Below are 16,700 nucleotides of genomic sequence, written 5' to 3' on the forward strand. Positions count from 1 at the left end.
GAAGAAGCCCACACTCTACCCAAAAACAGCGGGGGGCCCAAGGCCCCCCGCGCTCGCGTCACAGCACGACCGGCTAACCGGCCAGCGGATAGTTGCCCGCCTTGCAGCTGACCACGAAGCCGCTCTCTTCCACCTGCGCCACCGACATCGGCTTGCTGAACAAGAATCCCTGAAACACGTGGCAGCCCTGGGTGCGCAGGGCGGCCAGTTCGTGTTCGTCCTCCACCCCTTCGGCCATGATGCCAAGGCCCAGGCTGGTGGCCATGGCGACGGTGGCCCGGATCACCGGCAGGTTGAGCCCCACCACGAAGGAGCGATCCAGCTTGATGGTGTCGATGGGCAGCCGGTTGAGATAGGCCAGCGACGAGTAGCCGGTACCGAAATCGTCGATGGCAATCTTGATCCCTTGCTCGCTCAGGCCATCGAGGATCTCGATGCACCCCTTCATGTCCAGCATCAATACCGTCTCGGTCAGCTCCAGCGTGAGCAGGCCGGCATCCACGCCAAACTCCTTGAGCTGCTGGGCCACCAGCTCCGGCAGGGAGGACGAGAGCTGAAAGCCGGAGAGATTGACCGACACCGGCACGCTCACCCGCCACTCCTTCTGCCAGTGGGCCATCTGGGCCAGCGCCGTCGACAACACCCAGCCACCTATCTCGCGGATGAGCCCCATCTCTTCCGCCAGCGGGATGAATTCCACCGGCGAGACATGGCCCAATACGGGATTGTGCCAGCGCAGCAGCGCCTCATACCCGAGCAACCTGCCTTTTGCCACATCCACCTGGGGTTGGTAGCAGAGGCTCAGCTCCCCCCGCCCGATGGCCTTGGCCAGGAACTGCTTCAGGGTCAGCTTGCGATGCAGGGTCTGCTGCATGCTGGGGGTGAAACGCTGCCAGCGCAGCCGCCCCATCTGCTTGGCCTGATACATGGCCATGTCGGCGCGGGTGATGAGGTTGTCGCCGTCGTCCGCATCATCCGGATAGATGGCGATGCCGATGCTGCCGCCGATGGTCACCTCGGGCACCCCGCTCAGCTGCAACGGCTTGGTCATCTGGGAAAGCATGAGGTCGGCCACCTCCTGCGCCCGATCGCTGGAGTGGCTGAGCGGCACCAGCGCGGTAAATTCGTCGCCACCGAGCCGGGCCAGCTCCACATCGCGCGGACAGATCTGCTTGAGCCGGCCGGCGACCCGCTCCAGCAGCCGGTCACCAGCCTTGTGGCCGTAGTTGTCGTTGACCAGCTTGAAGTTGTCCAGGTCCATGAACACCAGGGCGAAACGCCCGCCCAGCCCGCAATAGGCTTCCAGCGATTTCATCAAGCCATAGCGATTGAGCAGGCCGGTCAGCGAGTCGTGCCAGGCCAGGTGGCGATGCTCCAGCTCCTCCAGCTTGCGGTCGGTGATGTCACGCATGGTGAGCAGGATCTGGGCCCCCTGCTGGATGTGACGAAACTGGTACTGAAACCAGCGCATCCCCTTGAGGGTGCGGCACTCCCCCTCTGCCACCACTTCATCGAGCCGGGAGAGCTTCTGATAGAAGGCGTCGTCATTGCCGGAGAAGAGCTGGGAGAGGTGATGTACCTCATCACCGAAGCACATCTCGAAGTGGTGATTGCCGCTCTCGAGGCGGCCCAGGTTGTCAAACAGGCAGGCCAGGGTATCGCCGGTGGCGAGGGAGGACTCCTGATAGAGGGTGTCGGCATCGATGACCGCCTCGGTCATCATCATCAGCCGCCCCGCCAGCTGGATACCGGAGAGGCGCAAATAAACCTGTTTCTTTACCCCCTTTGGGGAGAGGGTCCACCACTCGCTGTAGCTGCGCCCCTGCTGAAAGTCCCCGAGGTAGCGCTGCAACAGCAGATCGATGGCCTGTGCCATGTCGGCCGAGAAATCGCGCGACTGCAGTTCGTCCAGCGAGCTGGCTTCCCACACGTTCAAGGCGGCGCGATTGGCCCAATAGATATGGTGATGCCGGATGTCATACACCCAGATTGGGGTATGCAACACATCCATCCCGTTCAATAACCGTTCGTCTAGCGTATTCATCTAATATGGTGATTCATGGTATGTGATCACTGGGAAACCCAGCGGCGGAGAGCCCTCCCGGGCAACCGATGCTGGTACAAAATCGGATCCAGCCCATAATGGAAACAAGCATGCGCAAGGGGCTGACTTCATATGAAAACGCTACATGTGAAACCCATGGTCAGGAAAAACGGACTCACGTTGGTATTGTTGGGCATCATAGTAAGCATTGCTATGATTTTTATACTTTTTTTACTCGGTGAACAACCACTAATCCCCCCAGTCTCCGGCCTGTTGGCGGGTCTGATGATGATCTTTATCGGCTCATTGAAGCTGGTCGAGCCCCATTTCAGCCTGTCGCTCTGTCACGATTGTCTGCAATATCACCACAAATACGGCGGTTGGATCCTGAAATGGAGAAATATTCAGCGAATCGACCAGCCACGCATTCATCTGGGCTGGGATCTGGTCCCCCTGCCCTACATAGGTTTGAAGATCAAAGATTACGACGATTTTTTGACATTGATCACACCCAGATTGGCAGTGCGCCTGCTGACCGAGCAGCGTGGCGTCCTGTTGCAGGCACTGCGCAGTGAGCAACCCGAATGCATCGGCGGGGGCTGCGGCGACCCCTTTCAGGGGGAAGGCTTGCTGGAGGAGAGTCACTTTCGCTCCCCCTCCGGTCAACGCTATGAGGGGGTGATCGCCATGCTGGCCAACCGCATGACCCGGCTGCGCGATCTGCTCGGCTACGATCTGCTGGTGCCGGACAACAGTCTGGACCGGGATCCGGCCGAATTTGTCCGACTTTTGCACCAGTATCAGCGAGAGTCGAATCTAATCCAGATCAATTAAACGCCGGATTGAGCTTGCCAAGGCTGGCCGCACTTCTTAAGGTCACTGCCTTGTTACACCCAGAACACCGCTTATGAAGTACATCGAAGAGTTCTATCTGTTCGTCAAGGTGGTACAAGAGGGAGGCTTCTCCCACGCGGCCGCCGCACTGGGCATGCCCACCGGCACCATCAGTCGACGTATTTCTCAGCTGGAAGAGCAGCTCGGCTGCTCCTTGCTACACAGATCCACCCGCAAACTCCGCCTGACCGATGAAGGACTGCGCTACTACGAGCGCCTGTGCACTCCGCTCGGTGAAATCGAGCAGGCCACCGGCGAGATCCAGGGCAAAGAGGCCGACCTCAACGGCGTAATTCGCCTGGCGGCCCCCATCGCCCTCTCCAACACCATCCTGGTCGACATGCTGGCGGACTTTGGCCTGCGCTACCCCGAGGTGCAGTTCGACATCACCCAGACCAACGATCATCAACACCTGTTCGACAACGATAGGGATCTGGTGTTTTTCAACGGCGAGCTCCCCCAGTCCCTGCCCAATGCGCTCTGCCTCGGTCACATCGAATACGGCCTGTTTGCCTCCCCCCTCTATCTGGAGAAGATGGGCACCCCCTCCCATCCGGGCCAGCTGGAGGAGCATGCGCTCATCTACTGCTGGCCCCATCAGCACTGGCAACTGACCGACCGGGAGGAGCAGACGGTGCAGATCAAGCGGGCCGCCAGACTCACCGTCAACCAGACCCAGGCCGCCGTTCGCGCGGCCAGACGGCACCTGGGGATCGTCAACGCCCCGCTCCACTACGTACACCCCTTCCTGCAGGATGAGCAGCTGGTCGCGGTGCTGCCCGACTGGAAAACCGGCAACCGCCCCTTCTACATGTTGCGTTGCCAGCCTCAGTTTGCCCCGTTGCGTGTTAAGATGTTCGCTGATTTTGTTGAAAAATATTCAGCGCGCTACCGGAGCCTGCAGTGGGACAACCAATTTTCACCGGCGACCAGCCTGTCTCATTGCATCTGACCGTTGGCGGGCCACACTTATAGCAATCCTCGTTGACTAGGCCGGCCTAACACTATGAATGTATTGATATGTGATGACTCAGGATTCGCCCGTAAACAGCTGGCCCGCGCCCTCCCCGCCGACTGGGACGTGACGCTCCACTACGCCGCCAACGGGCTGGAAGGGATAGAGCAGGTTCTGATGGGGCATGGGGATCTGATCTTTCTGGATCTGACCATGCCGGAGATGGACGGCTACGGCGTACTGGAGACCCTCAAGCGCGAAGGGCTGCGCAACAAGGTGATCGTGGTCTCAGGCGACATCCAGCCGGAAGCCTATCAGCGGGTGATGGGGCTGGGGGCGCTCGACTTCATCAAGAAACCGGCCGCCCCGGAGACCCTCAGCGCCCTGTTGAAGCAGCATGATCTGTGGCAGGCCAAGGGCAGCGCCGTACCGGAAGCCGCCAGCCCCGCAGCTCAGGCGCAGGTCGATGCCGGCAGCGTCGATACCGGCATCAAGATCAGCCCCGAAGTGCGCGATGCCTATCAGGAGCTCGCCAACGTCTCCATGGGTCAGGCCGCCGACCTGCTGGCCCGCCTGCTCAACGCCTTCGTGGTGCTGCCCATCCCCAACGTCAACGTGCTGGAGGTGTCCGAGCTGCACATGGCCCTCTCGGCCGCCGCCGACTCGGATACCCTCTCCGCCGTCTGCCAGGGTTTCATCGGCGCCGGCATCGCCGGCGAGGCGCTGATCCTGTTTCACGACTCCAGCTTCAAGGATCTGGCCCGGCTGATGAACCATCAGGGCACGCTCGATCGCAACGCCGAGCTGGAGCTCTTGATGGACACCGCCAACGTGCTGATCGGCGCCTTCCTGCGCGGCTACGCCAGCCAGCTCGATACCCCCTTCAGTCAGGGTCATCCCGTGGTGCTCGGCCAGCACAGGCCCATCAACGAGCTCATCAACACCAACAAGAGTCGCTGGCGCCGCACGCTGGCCATCGAGATCAACTACCGGGTCCAGGATTACGCGGTGCAGTGCGATCTGCTGCTGCTGTTTACCGAAGATTCCATCGCCACCATGAACAACAAAATCATGCACATGCTCTAGGAGTGACCATGGAAATCCGTGAATTTCATTGGCTGATGAACATAGTCCAGAACCTGGACGTGGGGCTGGTCGTGCTCGACAAGGAGTACAGGGTACAGGTGTGGAACGGCTTCATGGAGAGCCACAGCGGCCGGCTGGCCGGCGAGGTGCGCGATGGCGTGCTGTTCGATCTCTTCCCCGACGTGGATCGCGCCTGGTTCGAACGCAAGGCCAACATGGTGTTCAAGCTCAACAACCGCGCCTTCAGCACCTGGGAGCAGAAACCCTATCTGCTGCGCTTCTCCAACTACCGCCCCATCACGGGCTCAGCGCCCCATATGTTCCAGAACCTGACCCTGGTGCCGCTGGCCGATTTTGGCGGTCAGGTAACCCACATCGCCGTGATGATCTACGACGCCACCGACGAGGCCATGCTGATGAGCGGCCAGCGCCAGGCATGAAGACTCTTTGCAGCACAATGAAAACAGGGCGCCTTGGCGCCCTGTTTTGTGGTGAGGCGCTCAGCGGGCCCCGAGGTACTCGGTGAAGGCGTCGATCACCTCGTCGATGTCGTCATCGGTGATCTGCAGATGGGTCACCAGCCGCATCTCGCCGTAACCGGAGAAGAGGATCCCCCGCTCCTTCATGAAGGCAAGCAGGGGGCCGCTCTGCTCTTTTGCCAGCTGCAGGAAGACCATGTTGGTCTGCACCTGGGCCAGATCCAGGGTGATGCCGGGCAAGGCAGCCAACCCCTCGGCCAGGCGTCTGGCCCGGCGGTGATCGTCCGCCAGGCGGGCGACGTGCTGTTCGAGGGCAAACAGACCGGCCTGGGCCAGGATCCCCGCCTGACGCATGCCGCCCCCCAGCATCTTGCGCAGCCGTCTGGCGCGGGCAATGAAGGCGCGAGAGCCCACCAGCAGCGATCCCACCGGTGCCCCCAGCCCCTTGGAGAGGCAGATGGAGATGCTGTCAAAGGGAGCAGCCAGTTCGTGTACCCCGTGACCGCTCGCCACGGCGGCGTTGAACAGACGCGCCCCGTCCAGATGCAGCTGCAGCCCGCGCTCGTCGACGAACTCGCGCATCGCCTGCAGGTAGTGAAGCGGCAGCACCTTGCCATTGTGGGTGTTTTCGAGGCAGACCAGCCGGGTCTGCACAAAATGGGCATCGTCAGGGGCGATGGCCGCGGCCACATCGGCCACCGCCAGCGAACCGTCAGCCTGCATGGGCACCGCCTGCAGTGCGACCGAGCCCAGCACGGCGCTCCCCTGAGCTTCATAACGATAGATGTGGGCCCCTTGGCCCACGATGGCCCCCTCCCCGCGCTGACAGTGGCTCATCACCGCCAACAGGTTGGACATGGTGCCGGAGGGGACAAACAGCGCGGCCTCCTTGCCCAGCAGCTCGGCCCCGCGGGCCTCCAGTGCATTGACGCCGGGATCTTCCCCGTAGACATCATCCCCCACCTCGGCATGCAGCATGCTCTGGCGCATGGCATCCGTGGGCTGGGTGACCGTATCACTTCGTAAATCGATATAGCGCATGACATCCCTCCTGAAGCTGGAGCATGACGTTAGCCAGCCATGGCTGGCTTGGCAAGCGGACCGTTTCCGGAATGTGAAGCCGGTGACGGCTTACCAGGGTAGCAGCTGGCCCTGCAAGTCGAGGAAGCTGCCGGACTGGGCCGGCGACAACTGGTTGAGAAGATCAAGCAGACGCGGCGCCACCAGCGCCGGATCCTGCAGGGTCTCGGTCGCCAGCTCATGCAGGAAGGGTTGATTCATGGGGGTATCCATCAGCCCGGGATGGACGGTGATCACCCCGGCGGCGGGAAAGCGTTCGCGCCACTCGTGGGCCAGCGTTTTCGCCCCCATGTTAAGCGCCGCCTTGCTCATCCGGTAGCTGTAACGGCTGCCCGTCTCGTTGGCCCCGAGACTGCCGGCCAGATCGGAGAGAGTGCAGAGCCAGAGGCGGGCATCCGGCGTCATGCGCCGGCTCAGGCAGGCGGCCAGAGCCAGGTGCGGCCAGGCATTGGCCAGCAGGCTGTCGCACAGCCACCTGGGGTTGACCTCCTCCACCCGCCGCTCCGGCATGAAGTTGATGTCGTGCAGCAGACCTATGGTGTTGATCACCACGCTCGGCAACGCCGCCGTGTCATAGAGGGTGAACAGGGCATCGAAGGAGAGGGCGTCCACCTCCTGCAGCGGGAAATAACAGGCGGGATCCACCCCTTTTGGCAGTTGCCGACCGGCCAGCACCAGCTCCTCGCCGCGAGCGGACAACTCATGTACCAGTGCCGTGCCCAAGCCGCCGCTGCCCAAGATCAGATAGCCCATCGCCCTCTCCCCGCTGCCCTCATCTGTTTAGAGGGTATCAGAATAATCCCCGTCCGTAGCCGGGCCATCCCCATCCGGGCTTATGCCTCATGCAGGTGCCTGCCAAATTCGCGGGCCCGCGCCAGATCGAGAAACCCGTCAGCCTGCTTGTGGCTGCGCAAGAACTGGTAATAGGCGAGCAGGATCACCTGCGCGTCTGCTTCCGGCAGCGACAATCCGGGCTTCTGCTCCTGCAACAGGCTGCCGGCCGCCTCCAGGGCTTCCCGATCCACCACCTCCGCCTGCCGATAGAGGTAGCCACAGCCGGTGGCGAGCCACTCCAGCGAGCAGTTGGCGGCCATGGCAATCTGGTTCGCCTTGCCAAGCCCGGGTTCAGCACCCTTCAGATATTTGCGGATCAGAGCCTCGCTCAACCCCACCTTGCGGGCAAAGGCGCTGACGCTGCCCGTTCCGATCAAGCTCTGCAAGCGTTCGGCAAAACCGTCCATTTCCTCTCCCTCAGAACCAAAGTTCGAATTAACAGAAGCCGCATTATTGCCTTGCCCACCAGAAGAGACCAAGATGCGGGCAGCATCTTTTTACCCTTATGAGCCAAGGAGCCTCCATGTCCGTATCTCGCCTCCCCCTCCATCCCGAGGGCCCGACCTTCTCCCGTCTCATCATGGGCTACTGGCGCCTGATGGAGTGGCAGCTCTCCCCGAGCGCCCTGCTGGATCTGATGAAGTACCACCTGGATCTGGGGGTCACCACCATCGATCACGCCGACATCTATGGCGGCTACCAGTGCGAGCAGGCCTTCGGCGAGGCGCTGCGCCTTGACCCCTCCCTGCGCAACCGGATGGAGATCGTCAGCAAGTGCGGCATCGCCCTCACCGCCAAGCCGGAACACGCGCTGAATCACTACAACACCGGCAAGGCGCACATCATCGCCAGCGCCGAGGCCTCTCTGCAAAAGCTCGGCACCGATCACCTGGATCTGCTGCTGATCCACCGCCCGGATCCCCTGATGGATGCCGACGAGGTAGCCGACGCCTTCATCACCCTCAAGCAGGCGGGCAAGATCAAGCATGCCGGCGTTTCCAACTTCACAGCCCGCCAGTTCGAGCTGCTGCAGTCACGCCTGCCCTTCCCGCTGGTGACCAACCAGCTGGAGATCTCGCCGCTCAATCAGAGCACCACCCTGGACGGCACCCTGGATCAGTGCCAGCAGCTGCGCATCAAGCCGATGGCCTGGTCCTGCCTCGGGGGGGGACGCCTGTTCCAGGCCCCCGAATATGCCCCGCTGCGCGCCGAGCTCGAGCAGATCCGCCATGAGGTGGGCGCCGAGCAGATCGAGCAGGTGGTCTATGCCTGGGTCATGATGCTGCCAAGCCAGCCACTGCCGCTGATAGGCTCCGGCAAGCGGGAGCGGATCGCCGCCGCCGTGGCCTCCCAGTCCATCGTCCTCAGCCGCCAGCAGTGGTTCCGCATCCGCAAGGCGGCGCTCGGTTACGACGTGCCCTGACGAACCGGCCAAGGGCGCAAACAAAAACGGCATGGGGGAAACCCATGCCGTTTTGCGTTATCGAGGCTGCTCAGCGATGACGCTGGGGGCGACCACGTGGTGCATCTGTCTTCGGTTTGGCCTGGTTGACCGTAATGGTACGGCCACCAATCTCGGTGCCATGCAAACCGGCGATGGCTTTTTCAGCCTCGCCATTGACAGGCATTTCAATGAAGCCAAACCCCTTGGACTGACCGGTATCGCGATCGATGATGATATCGACCTTGTCTACCTGCCCAAATTGGCTGAACACGCTTTTCAGTTCGTCGGCCGTCATCCGGTACGACAGATTACCTACGTAAATCTTCATGCCATCCACTCTCGATTCAAGGTGCCTTCTCTATCCAATCACCAACACAAAGGTAAGGGCACACCCCCCATGCCGGACCTGCCGGGACGTCGTGTCCGGGCACTTCCCCGCTCCGTTTACTCAACTCATTGATCTGTTGGGCGAACAGAGCGGACAAGATCAATTCGAGTCACTGGCAGTATCTGAGCTTTGGCAAGGATTGTCGAGAAAATAGTCAGCTCATATGGGGAGCAGGGTGTCCAGCAGCCCCTGCAGCGTACGCCGGCCATGCCAGGCCCGCTTAAAGCCGAAACGGTAGATGCCGGGCGCCACGGCGTGGGTTCCCTCGCGGCCGAGTCCCATCAGCGCGGTGGCGGCGGCCAGTTGCTCTTCATCGAGCGCCAGATCCAGACTGAAGGCCAGCCACTGGCCATCGTGGCCCACCTTGCGATCCCGCTCGACCCCGACCAATGCCGCCCTGGGCAGCGCCAGCGCCTGATCGTTGCTGCCATTGAGCAGATAGAGGTGGGTCTCGTCCCAAGCCAGCTCCGCCAGCCGCCAGCGCTGCCAGCTGCGAGGCAGCACCATCATCAGCAGTACGATACCGCCGAACACCAGCCCGACCCAGGGCAGCAGCCCCATCTGTGGGTAACCCAGACCGATGGCGGCCAGCACGGTGAGCAGGCTCGCCAGCAGCAAAACCGCCATCACCGGATAGAAACGGCGGGCGGGGGGCATCAGCCAGACCAGCCCCGTTTTGTTCACCAGCTCACTGACCTTCATTCATCTCTCCTTATTCATAGACGCTTGGGCGCGCCATTTTTGTCGCGCATTGTGCGCGAGCCGCCCCGCAGGATGCAACCCGTGCCGCCAGCTGGATGACGGCTTCGCCGCACTCTTGATATGATTCCCTCCATCTGAGTCCATTTGCACGCTTGTCGGGAGTCTCATGCTTGCCACCACCCTGCTTTTCATGGCCAGTGCCTTTCTTGCCGAACCTCACCCCCGCCAGGCCGAGGCCATTGGCGGCTACGCCGCCGGCTGCCTCAAAAATGGAGTAGCGCTGCCGCTGAGCGGCCCCGGCTATCAGGTGATCCGCACCAAACGACTGCGCTACTACGGCCACCCCGAACTCATCGCCTACCTCACCACCCTGGCCAACCAGACCCGCATGGCCGGCATGCCGGATCTCTACATCGCCGATCTCGCCATGGCCCGCGGCGGCCCGTTCACCTCCGGCCATCGCAGCCATCAGACCGGCCTCGATGCCGACATCTGGTTTCGCATGGCCAACCAACCCATCTCTCGCTGGGAGCAGGATGCCCCCAAGGAGTGGGCGCTGATCGACGAACCCAGCTACCGGGTGCAGCCCGGACGCTTCGGCCCCCAGCAGCTCAATCTGCTGCGCCTGGCGGCCAGCAAGCCCGAGGTGGCCCGCATCTTCATCAACCCTGTGCTCAAGGCCGAGGTATGCAAACGGGCGGCCGATGAGCCCTGGGTCGGCAAGCTGCGTCCCTGGGTCGGCCACTTCAGCCACTTTCATGTGCGCCTGCGCTGCCCGGCCGACAGCCCGGATTGCCAACCCCAGACCCCGATCCCGCCCGGCAACGGCTGCGGCGCCGAGCTGGCCTCCTGGCTCAAGGACAAGCCGCAACTGCCCAAGGTTTCGATGGCTTATCACAAACCCAGGCTGCCCGCCCGTTGTGGCGGTTGACCACAAGCTGCTATGGTGAGCCGTTATCTGCAAAAAATATCAATGGAGAACAACAAGATGGGCACTTCACTCTGGCAACGGGCAAACCGCGCCCTGTTGACCCTGACGCTGCTGCTGGGCCTGACCGGTTGCGGCATGAACAACATTCCCACCCTGGATGAGCAGGTCAAGGCGAGCTGGGGCCAGGTCGAGAACCAGTATCAGCGCCGTGCCGATCTGGTCCCCAATCTGGTGGCCACCGTCAAGGGCTACGCCAGCCACGAGCAGGAGACCCTCAAGGCGGTGACCGATGCCAGAGCCCGGGTCGGCAGCCTGCAGGTGAGCGATCCAGCCCAGCTCAAGGAGTTTGAAGCGGCCCAGAACCAGCTCTCCGGCGCCCTCTCCCGCTTGATGGTGGTGGTCGAGCGCTATCCCGAGCTCAAGGCCGATCAGCAGTTCCTCACCCTGCAGGCCCAGCTGGAAGGCACCGAGAACCGCATCTCGGTGGCGCGGCGCGACTACATAGAGGCAGTGCGCCAGTTCAATACCGAGATCCGCACCTTCCCGGGTGTCATCTGGTCCAAGCTGCTCTACTCGGATCTGGAGGCCAAACCCACGTTCAGCGCCAAGTCCGGTGCCGATGAGGCGCCCAAGGTCAGCTTCCAATGAACCTCGTGATCCGTGCCCTGCTGCCCTGTCTGCTGCTGTGGACGGCGGTGGTGTCCGCCGCCCCCACCTTCCCCGCCCTGAGCGGACGGGTGGTGGACGAGGCCAACCTGATGTCCCGCAAGCAGGCCCACCAGCTCACCCAGCAGCTGGCGGCGTTCGAGAAGCGCAGCGGTATCCAGCTGGTGGTGGTCTCTATTGACACGCTGGCGGGTGACACCATCGAAGAGTACGGCTATCAGCTCGGCCGCCACTGGGGGATCGGTCAGAAAGGCAAAGACAACGGCGTACTGCTCTTGATCGCCCAGGATGAGCGCAAGGTGCGCATCGAAGTGGGCTACGGACTGGAAGGGGCCCTGCCCGACGCCATCGCCGCCAACATCATCCAGACCCGGATCCTGCCCGCGTTCAAACGCGGCGACATGGTGGCCGGGGTGGTGGCTGGCAGCCAGGCGATCATGCAGGCCTTGGCGGGCGAGTACAAACCGGTAGACAACGCCAGCAAGGACAAGCTGGGCGGCCCCTGGCTGTTCATCCTGATGGTGATTGTGATGATCGTGCTGCACAACCTGCGTGGCGGTGGCGGCGGTGGTCGAGGTGGCCGGCGTCGTGCAGCTTACCTCACCGGTGGCTTCGGTGCCGGTCGCTCCGGCGGCGGCTTTGGTGATGGCGGTGGTTTCAGCGGAGGGGGCGGCAGTTTTGGTGGCGGCGGTGCCTCCGGTGGTTGGTAACAGGGATTAAGAGACGACACATGATTTCGAAACAGTTCTTTCACACGTTGCAGGCCAGGGTCAAACAGGCGGAGCAGGCAACCGATGCCGAGCTGGTGACCGTGCTGGCCCCCGCCAGCGACGGCTATCGCTACATCCCCACCCTGTGGGCGGCCCTGCTGGCCATGCTGACACCGCTGCTGGTGTTCGAGCTCGGCTTCTGGCTCGGCTGGTACGAGATCCTGCTGGTGCAGTGGTCGGTCTGGCTGGTACTGAGCATCCTGTTCCACTGGACCCCCATCAAGATGTACCTGATCCCGAAACAGGTGCGCCAGCACAGGGCCGCCCTGATGGCACGCCTGCAGTTTGTCGAGCAAGGGCTGCACCGCACCCGGGATCGGCTCGGGGTGCTGATCTTCGTCTCGGTGGCCGAGCACTACGTGGAGATCCTAGTGGATGACGGCATCGCCCAGCACATCGACAACGGTCAGTGGCAGGAGATCATCGATGACTTCACCCGCCGGGTGCGCAACAAGGAGGTGGAACAGGGTTTCCTCGAGTGCATCGAGCGGACCAGCGCCATTCTGACCGACGCCTTCCCCGCTACCCGGGACCAGAACGAGCTGCCGGACAGTCTGATCATCCTCGACAAGCCCTGAACAGGATTAAAAAACCGGCATTCTGTTCAAGGGATAGGCATTCGATAAAGATTATGAAAAATAAGGGGAAAAGTGGTTGACCCCGGCAGCCCTTTCCCCTAAATTACGCCCCGTTCCAGCGCAACGGCGCAACGAACGACGTGCTGGCTGAGCACGTTAAACAACAGACCAAAATTTGGTGAGGTGTCCGAGTGGCTGAAGGAGCACGCCTGGAAAGTGTGTATACGGCAACGTATCGAGGGTTCGAATCCCTCCCTCACCGCCAAATTTTAAAGAACCGACCTGATGGTCGGTTTTTTGCTTTGGGGAAGAATTATCAGCTCATGTCGAAGAGGGAGGGTGAGAACCCTCGCCGGGTTCGAGCAGAGCAGCTTGCTGCGATGAACGGCCGCAGGCCGCCCCGAAGGGGTGAGCCACGCAGTGGCGAATCATCCCTCCCTCACCGCCAAATCTTAAAGAACCGACCTGATGGTCGGTTTTTTGCTTTCAGGCTCCGACGAAAGCGAACCCCTCACCCAGTGTCGAGCAGGCCGGCAGCCACTCTCTATTCTCCAGGCAGTTCTGCTGGCAATGATCCACTCCATGGCGCACCGATCTCACCGCCCATTTGAACGACTAGCCTGATGGCTGGTTGCCAGCTAGCCTCTGCAGCCAAGCATCTCAGACGCAAGACCACAGCACCGCCAAATTCCCTCTGCTGGCAGCAACGTCCACCTTGGTGGCACACCCCTTTCCATCCGGAAAACACCTCTCCCAGGCGGCAGCTGACGCTGACGCGCGTTATTGCTCACCGATTGGATATCATTTTGAAAAACTGATACTTAAGTAGCTACACTAGCCATTATCAATCTTCAGGGATGCGTAATAAATGAGCTTAATCGGCCTGGTTCTGGCATTGATCGCCATTCTGGGCGGCAACATGATCGAGGGCGGCCACCCCAGCGCCCTGCTCGATCTGCCCGCCTTCCTCATCGTGATCGGTGGTACTGTCGGTGCCGCTCTGACCCAGTTCCCCTTCTCCGTTGTCGGCAGCACCCTCAAGCGTTTCAAGTGGTTGCTGACCCCTCTCAAACTCGACATGCAGGAGCAGGCCGAGCTGCTGGAGAACCTGGCGGGCAACGCCAGGCGCAGCGGCATGCTGGCCCTGGAAGGGATGATCGACGACATCAAGGACCCCTTCCTGCAAAAGGGGGTGCAGATGATGGTCGACGGCTACGAGAAGACCAAGATCCACGAGGTGCTGGAGAACGAGATCGAGTTCGAGCAGGAAGATCTCGAGCAGACCGTCAAGTTCTATGAGGCCATGGGGGGTTATTGCCCGACCATGGGGATCGTGGGGGCGGTATTTGGCCTCATTCACGCCATGGGCCTGCTGGATGCCCCGGACAAGCTGGGGGGCGCCATTGCGGTGGCCTTCATCGCCACCATCTACGGGGTATCGGCCGCCAACCTCATCTTCCTGCCCTTCGGCAACCGCTACAAAGCCTTTGCCCACCAGATCCGCCACTACAAGGAGATGACCCTGACCGGCATCCTCTGCATCGTGGACGGCGAATCCCAACAACGTCTGCAAGTCACCCTCGAACCCTACTTAGGAGGCCACGGTGGCAAAAAAGAAAAAGGCTGAGGCGCCGGAGAACCACGAACGCTGGCTGGTCTCCTATGCCGACTTCATGACCCTGCTGTTCGCCCTGTTCGTGGTGCTCTACTCCTTTGCGATGGCCAAGCAGTCTGAAACCCGGGTACTGATCCAGGGCTTCATCGAATCGCTGGGTAAAATAGGCCTGATCTCCCCACCTGCGGGTTCACCGGTCATGCAAGGGGGGACCGGCATTCTTGAGCCGGAATCCAAGACCACCCCGAGCAGCCCCGAGAAGGAGACGGTGCTGGAGAAAGATGCCCCCACGGCAGCCTCGGATCCCTTCAACGAGACCATAGGCGCCTCTGAGAAGCCGAGCGCGACGGAGTCCTGGCCTCACAAGACCCAGGAGCAGGAGTGGGTGCAGGTCACCAAGAAGAAGCTGGAGCAGCAGCTCAAGGCACAGATTGAATCCAAGGATCTGGAGGTGGAACAACTGGGCAGCCAGCTGGTGATCCGCATCGGTGAGAAGGCGCTGTTCCCGGCCGATTCCGCCTTCCTGCAGCCCCAGTTCATTCCGCTGGTCAACAAGATCTCCGGCATTCTGGCGGATATCCCGGGCAAGGTGGTGGTCACAGGCCACACCGACAACACCCAGGCGCCGGTGGAGCTCTATCGCAGCAACTGGGAGCTGTCGGTGCTGCGTTCGGCTTCCATCGTGCACACCCTGCTCACCAACCCCAAGCTCGATGCCTCTCGGGTCATCGCACAGGGGGTGGCAGATGCCCAGCCCCGCTATCCCAACGACACCCCGGAACACCGGCAGGCCAACCGCCGGGTCGAGATCACCCTCTCCCAGGGCAAGGCCGCCGAAGAGTCCCTCCCCGTCCTCAAACCCTGATCCAGCAGACCCCGCCCGGCGGGGTCTTGTTTTTCTCGATTAGTTTATTTTTCGAACTGCCCTGCGATTTTCCCCCCATTACAAAAGCGAGTGAAAATGATTCTCAAATAGGAACATTGACCCCGCTTGCAAAATACGATTTTCCTCCCGCTGATTAATAATTAATCCCCTGAAATGACATGTAAATCAGTATCAAGGTGGCATAATACGTAACATCCTTGTTAAGTCTCGTGATTAATTTGGTTAGGGAAAACTCCTATGTTTGCTGATATTGCTGTCCAGCATTGGGCTTTTGCTGTCTATGTAGTTGGGGCCATCTGTATCTGCCTGATCATGATCGGCCTGGCAGCCCTGCTGGGAGGCCGCGCCTACGGCCGAGCCAAAAACAAGCCCTTCGAATCAGGCGTAGACTCCGTGGGCAATGCCCGTCTGCGCTTCTCCGCCAAGTTCTATCTGGTTGCCATGTTCTTCGTCATCTTCGACGTGGAAGCGCTCTATCTCTTTGCCTGGTCCGTCTCCGTTCGGGAGAGCGGCTGGGTCGGCTTCATCGAGGCCACCATCTTCATCTCCTTGCTGCTGGTAGGACTCATCTACCTGTGGCGTATTGGCGCCCTCGACTGGGCACCGAAAAAACGCGTCCTGACCGACAAGAAGCCAGACTGAATTACTGATTATCCCTTTGAGGTTGCACCATGAAGTACACCCTGACCCGGATTGACCCGGATGCGCCGGTTGAGCGCTACCCCCAGGAACAGCGCCAGACCGTCGAGGATCCCCTGGCTCAAGAGGCCTCACGCGGCATCATGATCGGGCGCCTAGAAGAGGTGCTGCAGGACACGGTCAACTGGGGCCGCAAGAACTCCCTCTGGCCCTACAACTTCGGCATCTCCTGCTGCTACGTGGAGATGTGTACCGCCTTCACCTCCCCTCACGACGTGGCCCGCTTCGGCGCCGAAGTCATCCGGGCCTCACCGCGCCAGGCCGATTTCATGGTTATCGCCGGCACCCCCTTCATCAAAATGGCCCCGGTCATCCAGCGCCTGTACGAACAGCTGCTCGAACCCAAGTGGGTCATCTCCATGGGGGCCTGCGCCAACTCGGGCGGCATGTATGACATCTACTCGGTCGTTCAGGGCGTCGACAAGTTCCTGCCGGTCGACGTCTACATTCCGGGCTGCCCGCCCCGTCCCGAGGCATTCCTGCAGGCCTTGATGTTGCTGCAGGACTCCATCGGCAAGGAGCGCCGTCCGCTCTCCTGGGTGGTGGGCGATCAGGGCATCTATCGCCCCCAGATGCCTGCCGAGAAGGACCGCAAGCGTGGCGAGCGGATCAACGTCACCAACCTGCGCACGCCGGATGAGATCTGACC

The 16,700-nt window shown here is 61.4% G+C and carries 19 protein-coding genes, 1 tRNA gene and 1 other RNA gene; 15 read left to right on the forward strand and 6 right to left on the reverse strand.

The window, feature by feature from the left end; all coding sequences use genetic code 11:
- Positions 1-73: 73 nt before the first annotated feature.
- On the reverse strand, positions 74-2,011 hold the full coding sequence (locus ACB031_RS08985; protein WP_010634259.1) for a bifunctional diguanylate cyclase/phosphodiesterase: 1,938 nt from the start codon (positions 2,009-2,011) through the stop codon (positions 74-76).
- Positions 2,012-2,176: 165 nt separating this feature from the next.
- On the opposite strand from ACB031_RS08985, the gene ACB031_RS08990 reads away from it, so the two are divergent.
- From ACB031_RS08990 to ACB031_RS09005, 4 genes are all read left to right on the forward strand, one after another.
- Positions 2,177-2,878 (forward strand): DUF2982 domain-containing protein, encoded by a 702-nt coding sequence (locus ACB031_RS08990; RefSeq protein ID WP_005299887.1) that lies wholly within the window; start codon positions 2,177-2,179, stop codon positions 2,876-2,878.
- 73 nt (positions 2,879-2,951) lie between these two features.
- Positions 2,952-3,890 carry a LysR family transcriptional regulator gene (locus ACB031_RS08995; RefSeq protein ID WP_005299884.1) on the forward strand — a complete coding sequence of 313 codons (939 nt, stop codon included), beginning with the start codon at positions 2,952-2,954 and terminating at the stop codon, positions 3,888-3,890.
- A 54-nt stretch (positions 3,891-3,944) separates the two neighbouring features.
- Positions 3,945-4,979: a response regulator gene (locus ACB031_RS09000; RefSeq protein ID WP_139432469.1), complete on the forward strand. Its 1,035-nt coding sequence runs from the start codon at positions 3,945-3,947 to the stop codon at positions 4,977-4,979.
- Positions 4,980-4,987: 8 nt separating this feature from the next.
- Entirely contained in the window at positions 4,988-5,419 is a 432-nt protein-coding gene (locus ACB031_RS09005; protein WP_005299876.1) for a PAS domain-containing protein, read from the forward strand.
- Between the two features lie 60 nt (positions 5,420-5,479).
- Here ACB031_RS09005 and ltaE read toward each other — a convergent pair whose 3' ends face one another.
- The 3 genes from ltaE to ACB031_RS09020 all read right to left on the reverse strand — a co-directional run bounded on the left by ltaE (position 5,480) and on the right by ACB031_RS09020 (position 7,779).
- Positions 5,480-6,499: a low-specificity L-threonine aldolase gene (gene ltaE, locus ACB031_RS09010; protein WP_139398367.1), complete on the reverse strand. Its 1,020-nt coding sequence runs from the start codon at positions 6,497-6,499 to the stop codon at positions 5,480-5,482.
- A 90-nt stretch (positions 6,500-6,589) separates the two neighbouring features.
- Complete coding sequence (locus ACB031_RS09015; protein ID WP_371139413.1) at positions 6,590-7,291, reverse strand: short-chain dehydrogenase; 702 nt, start codon at positions 7,289-7,291, stop codon at positions 6,590-6,592.
- Positions 7,292-7,371: 80 nt separating this feature from the next.
- Positions 7,372-7,779, reverse strand: coding sequence for a helix-turn-helix transcriptional regulator (locus tag ACB031_RS09020; protein ID WP_010634263.1), 408 nt, complete (start codon positions 7,777-7,779; stop codon positions 7,372-7,374).
- Positions 7,780-7,895: 116 nt separating this feature from the next.
- Here ACB031_RS09020 and ACB031_RS09025 point away from each other — a divergent pair, with 116 nt between their 5' ends.
- On the forward strand, positions 7,896-8,795 hold the full coding sequence (locus tag ACB031_RS09025; protein WP_005299866.1) for an aldo/keto reductase family oxidoreductase: 900 nt from the start codon (positions 7,896-7,898) through the stop codon (positions 8,793-8,795).
- A gap of 70 nt (positions 8,796-8,865) precedes the next feature.
- Here ACB031_RS09025 and ACB031_RS09030 read toward each other — a convergent pair whose 3' ends face one another.
- Together ACB031_RS09030 and ACB031_RS09035 are read right to left on the reverse strand one after the other, a co-directional pair.
- A complete protein-coding gene (locus tag ACB031_RS09030) occupies positions 8,866-9,144 on the reverse strand; it encodes an RNA-binding protein (protein WP_026141388.1) in 279 nt (92 codons plus the stop codon).
- 219 nt (positions 9,145-9,363) lie between these two features.
- A complete protein-coding gene (locus tag ACB031_RS09035) occupies positions 9,364-9,906 on the reverse strand; it encodes a hypothetical protein (protein ID WP_371139414.1) in 543 nt (180 codons plus the stop codon).
- Positions 9,907-10,072: 166 nt separating this feature from the next.
- On the opposite strand from ACB031_RS09035, the gene mepA reads away from it, so the two are divergent.
- The 10 genes from mepA (at position 10,073) to ACB031_RS09085 (ending at position 16,698) form a co-directional block, all read left to right on the forward strand.
- On the forward strand, positions 10,073-10,837 hold the full coding sequence (mepA, locus tag ACB031_RS09040) for a penicillin-insensitive murein endopeptidase (RefSeq protein ID WP_371139415.1): 765 nt from the start codon (positions 10,073-10,075) through the stop codon (positions 10,835-10,837).
- Between the two features lie 42 nt (positions 10,838-10,879).
- Positions 10,880-11,485, forward strand: coding sequence for a LemA family protein (locus ACB031_RS09045; RefSeq protein ID WP_371139416.1), 606 nt, complete (start codon positions 10,880-10,882; stop codon positions 11,483-11,485).
- The gene (locus tag ACB031_RS09050; protein ID WP_371139417.1) at positions 11,482-12,213 is read left to right on the forward strand and encodes a YgcG family protein; all 732 of its coding nucleotides are present in this window, start codon (positions 11,482-11,484) and stop codon (positions 12,211-12,213) included. The genes ACB031_RS09045 and ACB031_RS09050 overlap by 4 nt, the downstream gene beginning before the upstream one ends.
- 20 nt (positions 12,214-12,233) lie before the next feature.
- Positions 12,234-12,851: a TPM domain-containing protein gene (locus ACB031_RS09055; protein WP_054545085.1), complete on the forward strand. Its 618-nt coding sequence runs from the start codon at positions 12,234-12,236 to the stop codon at positions 12,849-12,851.
- Between the two features lie 177 nt (positions 12,852-13,028).
- A tRNA-Ser gene (locus ACB031_RS09060) sits at positions 13,029-13,116 on the forward strand.
- A gap of 54 nt (positions 13,117-13,170) precedes the next feature.
- Positions 13,171-13,299, forward strand: a non-coding RNA gene (locus ACB031_RS09065) — RtT sRNA.
- Positions 13,300-13,719: 420 nt separating this feature from the next.
- Entirely contained in the window at positions 13,720-14,478 is a 759-nt protein-coding gene (locus tag ACB031_RS09070) for a flagellar motor protein (protein ID WP_005299846.1), read from the forward strand.
- A complete protein-coding gene (locus ACB031_RS09075; protein ID WP_017787235.1) occupies positions 14,456-15,331 on the forward strand; it encodes a flagellar motor protein MotB in 876 nt (291 codons plus the stop codon). The genes ACB031_RS09070 and ACB031_RS09075 overlap by 23 nt, the downstream gene beginning before the upstream one ends.
- A gap of 258 nt (positions 15,332-15,589) precedes the next feature.
- A complete protein-coding gene (locus tag ACB031_RS09080) occupies positions 15,590-15,994 on the forward strand; it encodes an NADH-quinone oxidoreductase subunit A (RefSeq protein WP_005299842.1) in 405 nt (134 codons plus the stop codon).
- A 29-nt stretch (positions 15,995-16,023) separates the two neighbouring features.
- Positions 16,024-16,698: an NADH-quinone oxidoreductase subunit B family protein gene (locus ACB031_RS09085; RefSeq protein ID WP_005299840.1), complete on the forward strand. Its 675-nt coding sequence runs from the start codon at positions 16,024-16,026 to the stop codon at positions 16,696-16,698.
- The last annotated feature ends 2 nt before the right edge of the window (positions 16,699-16,700 follow it).

Source organism: Aeromonas sp. S8(2024) (assembly GCF_041403085.1).
In the GTDB taxonomy this organism is placed as follows: domain Bacteria; phylum Pseudomonadota; class Gammaproteobacteria; order Enterobacterales; family Aeromonadaceae; genus Aeromonas; species Aeromonas dhakensis.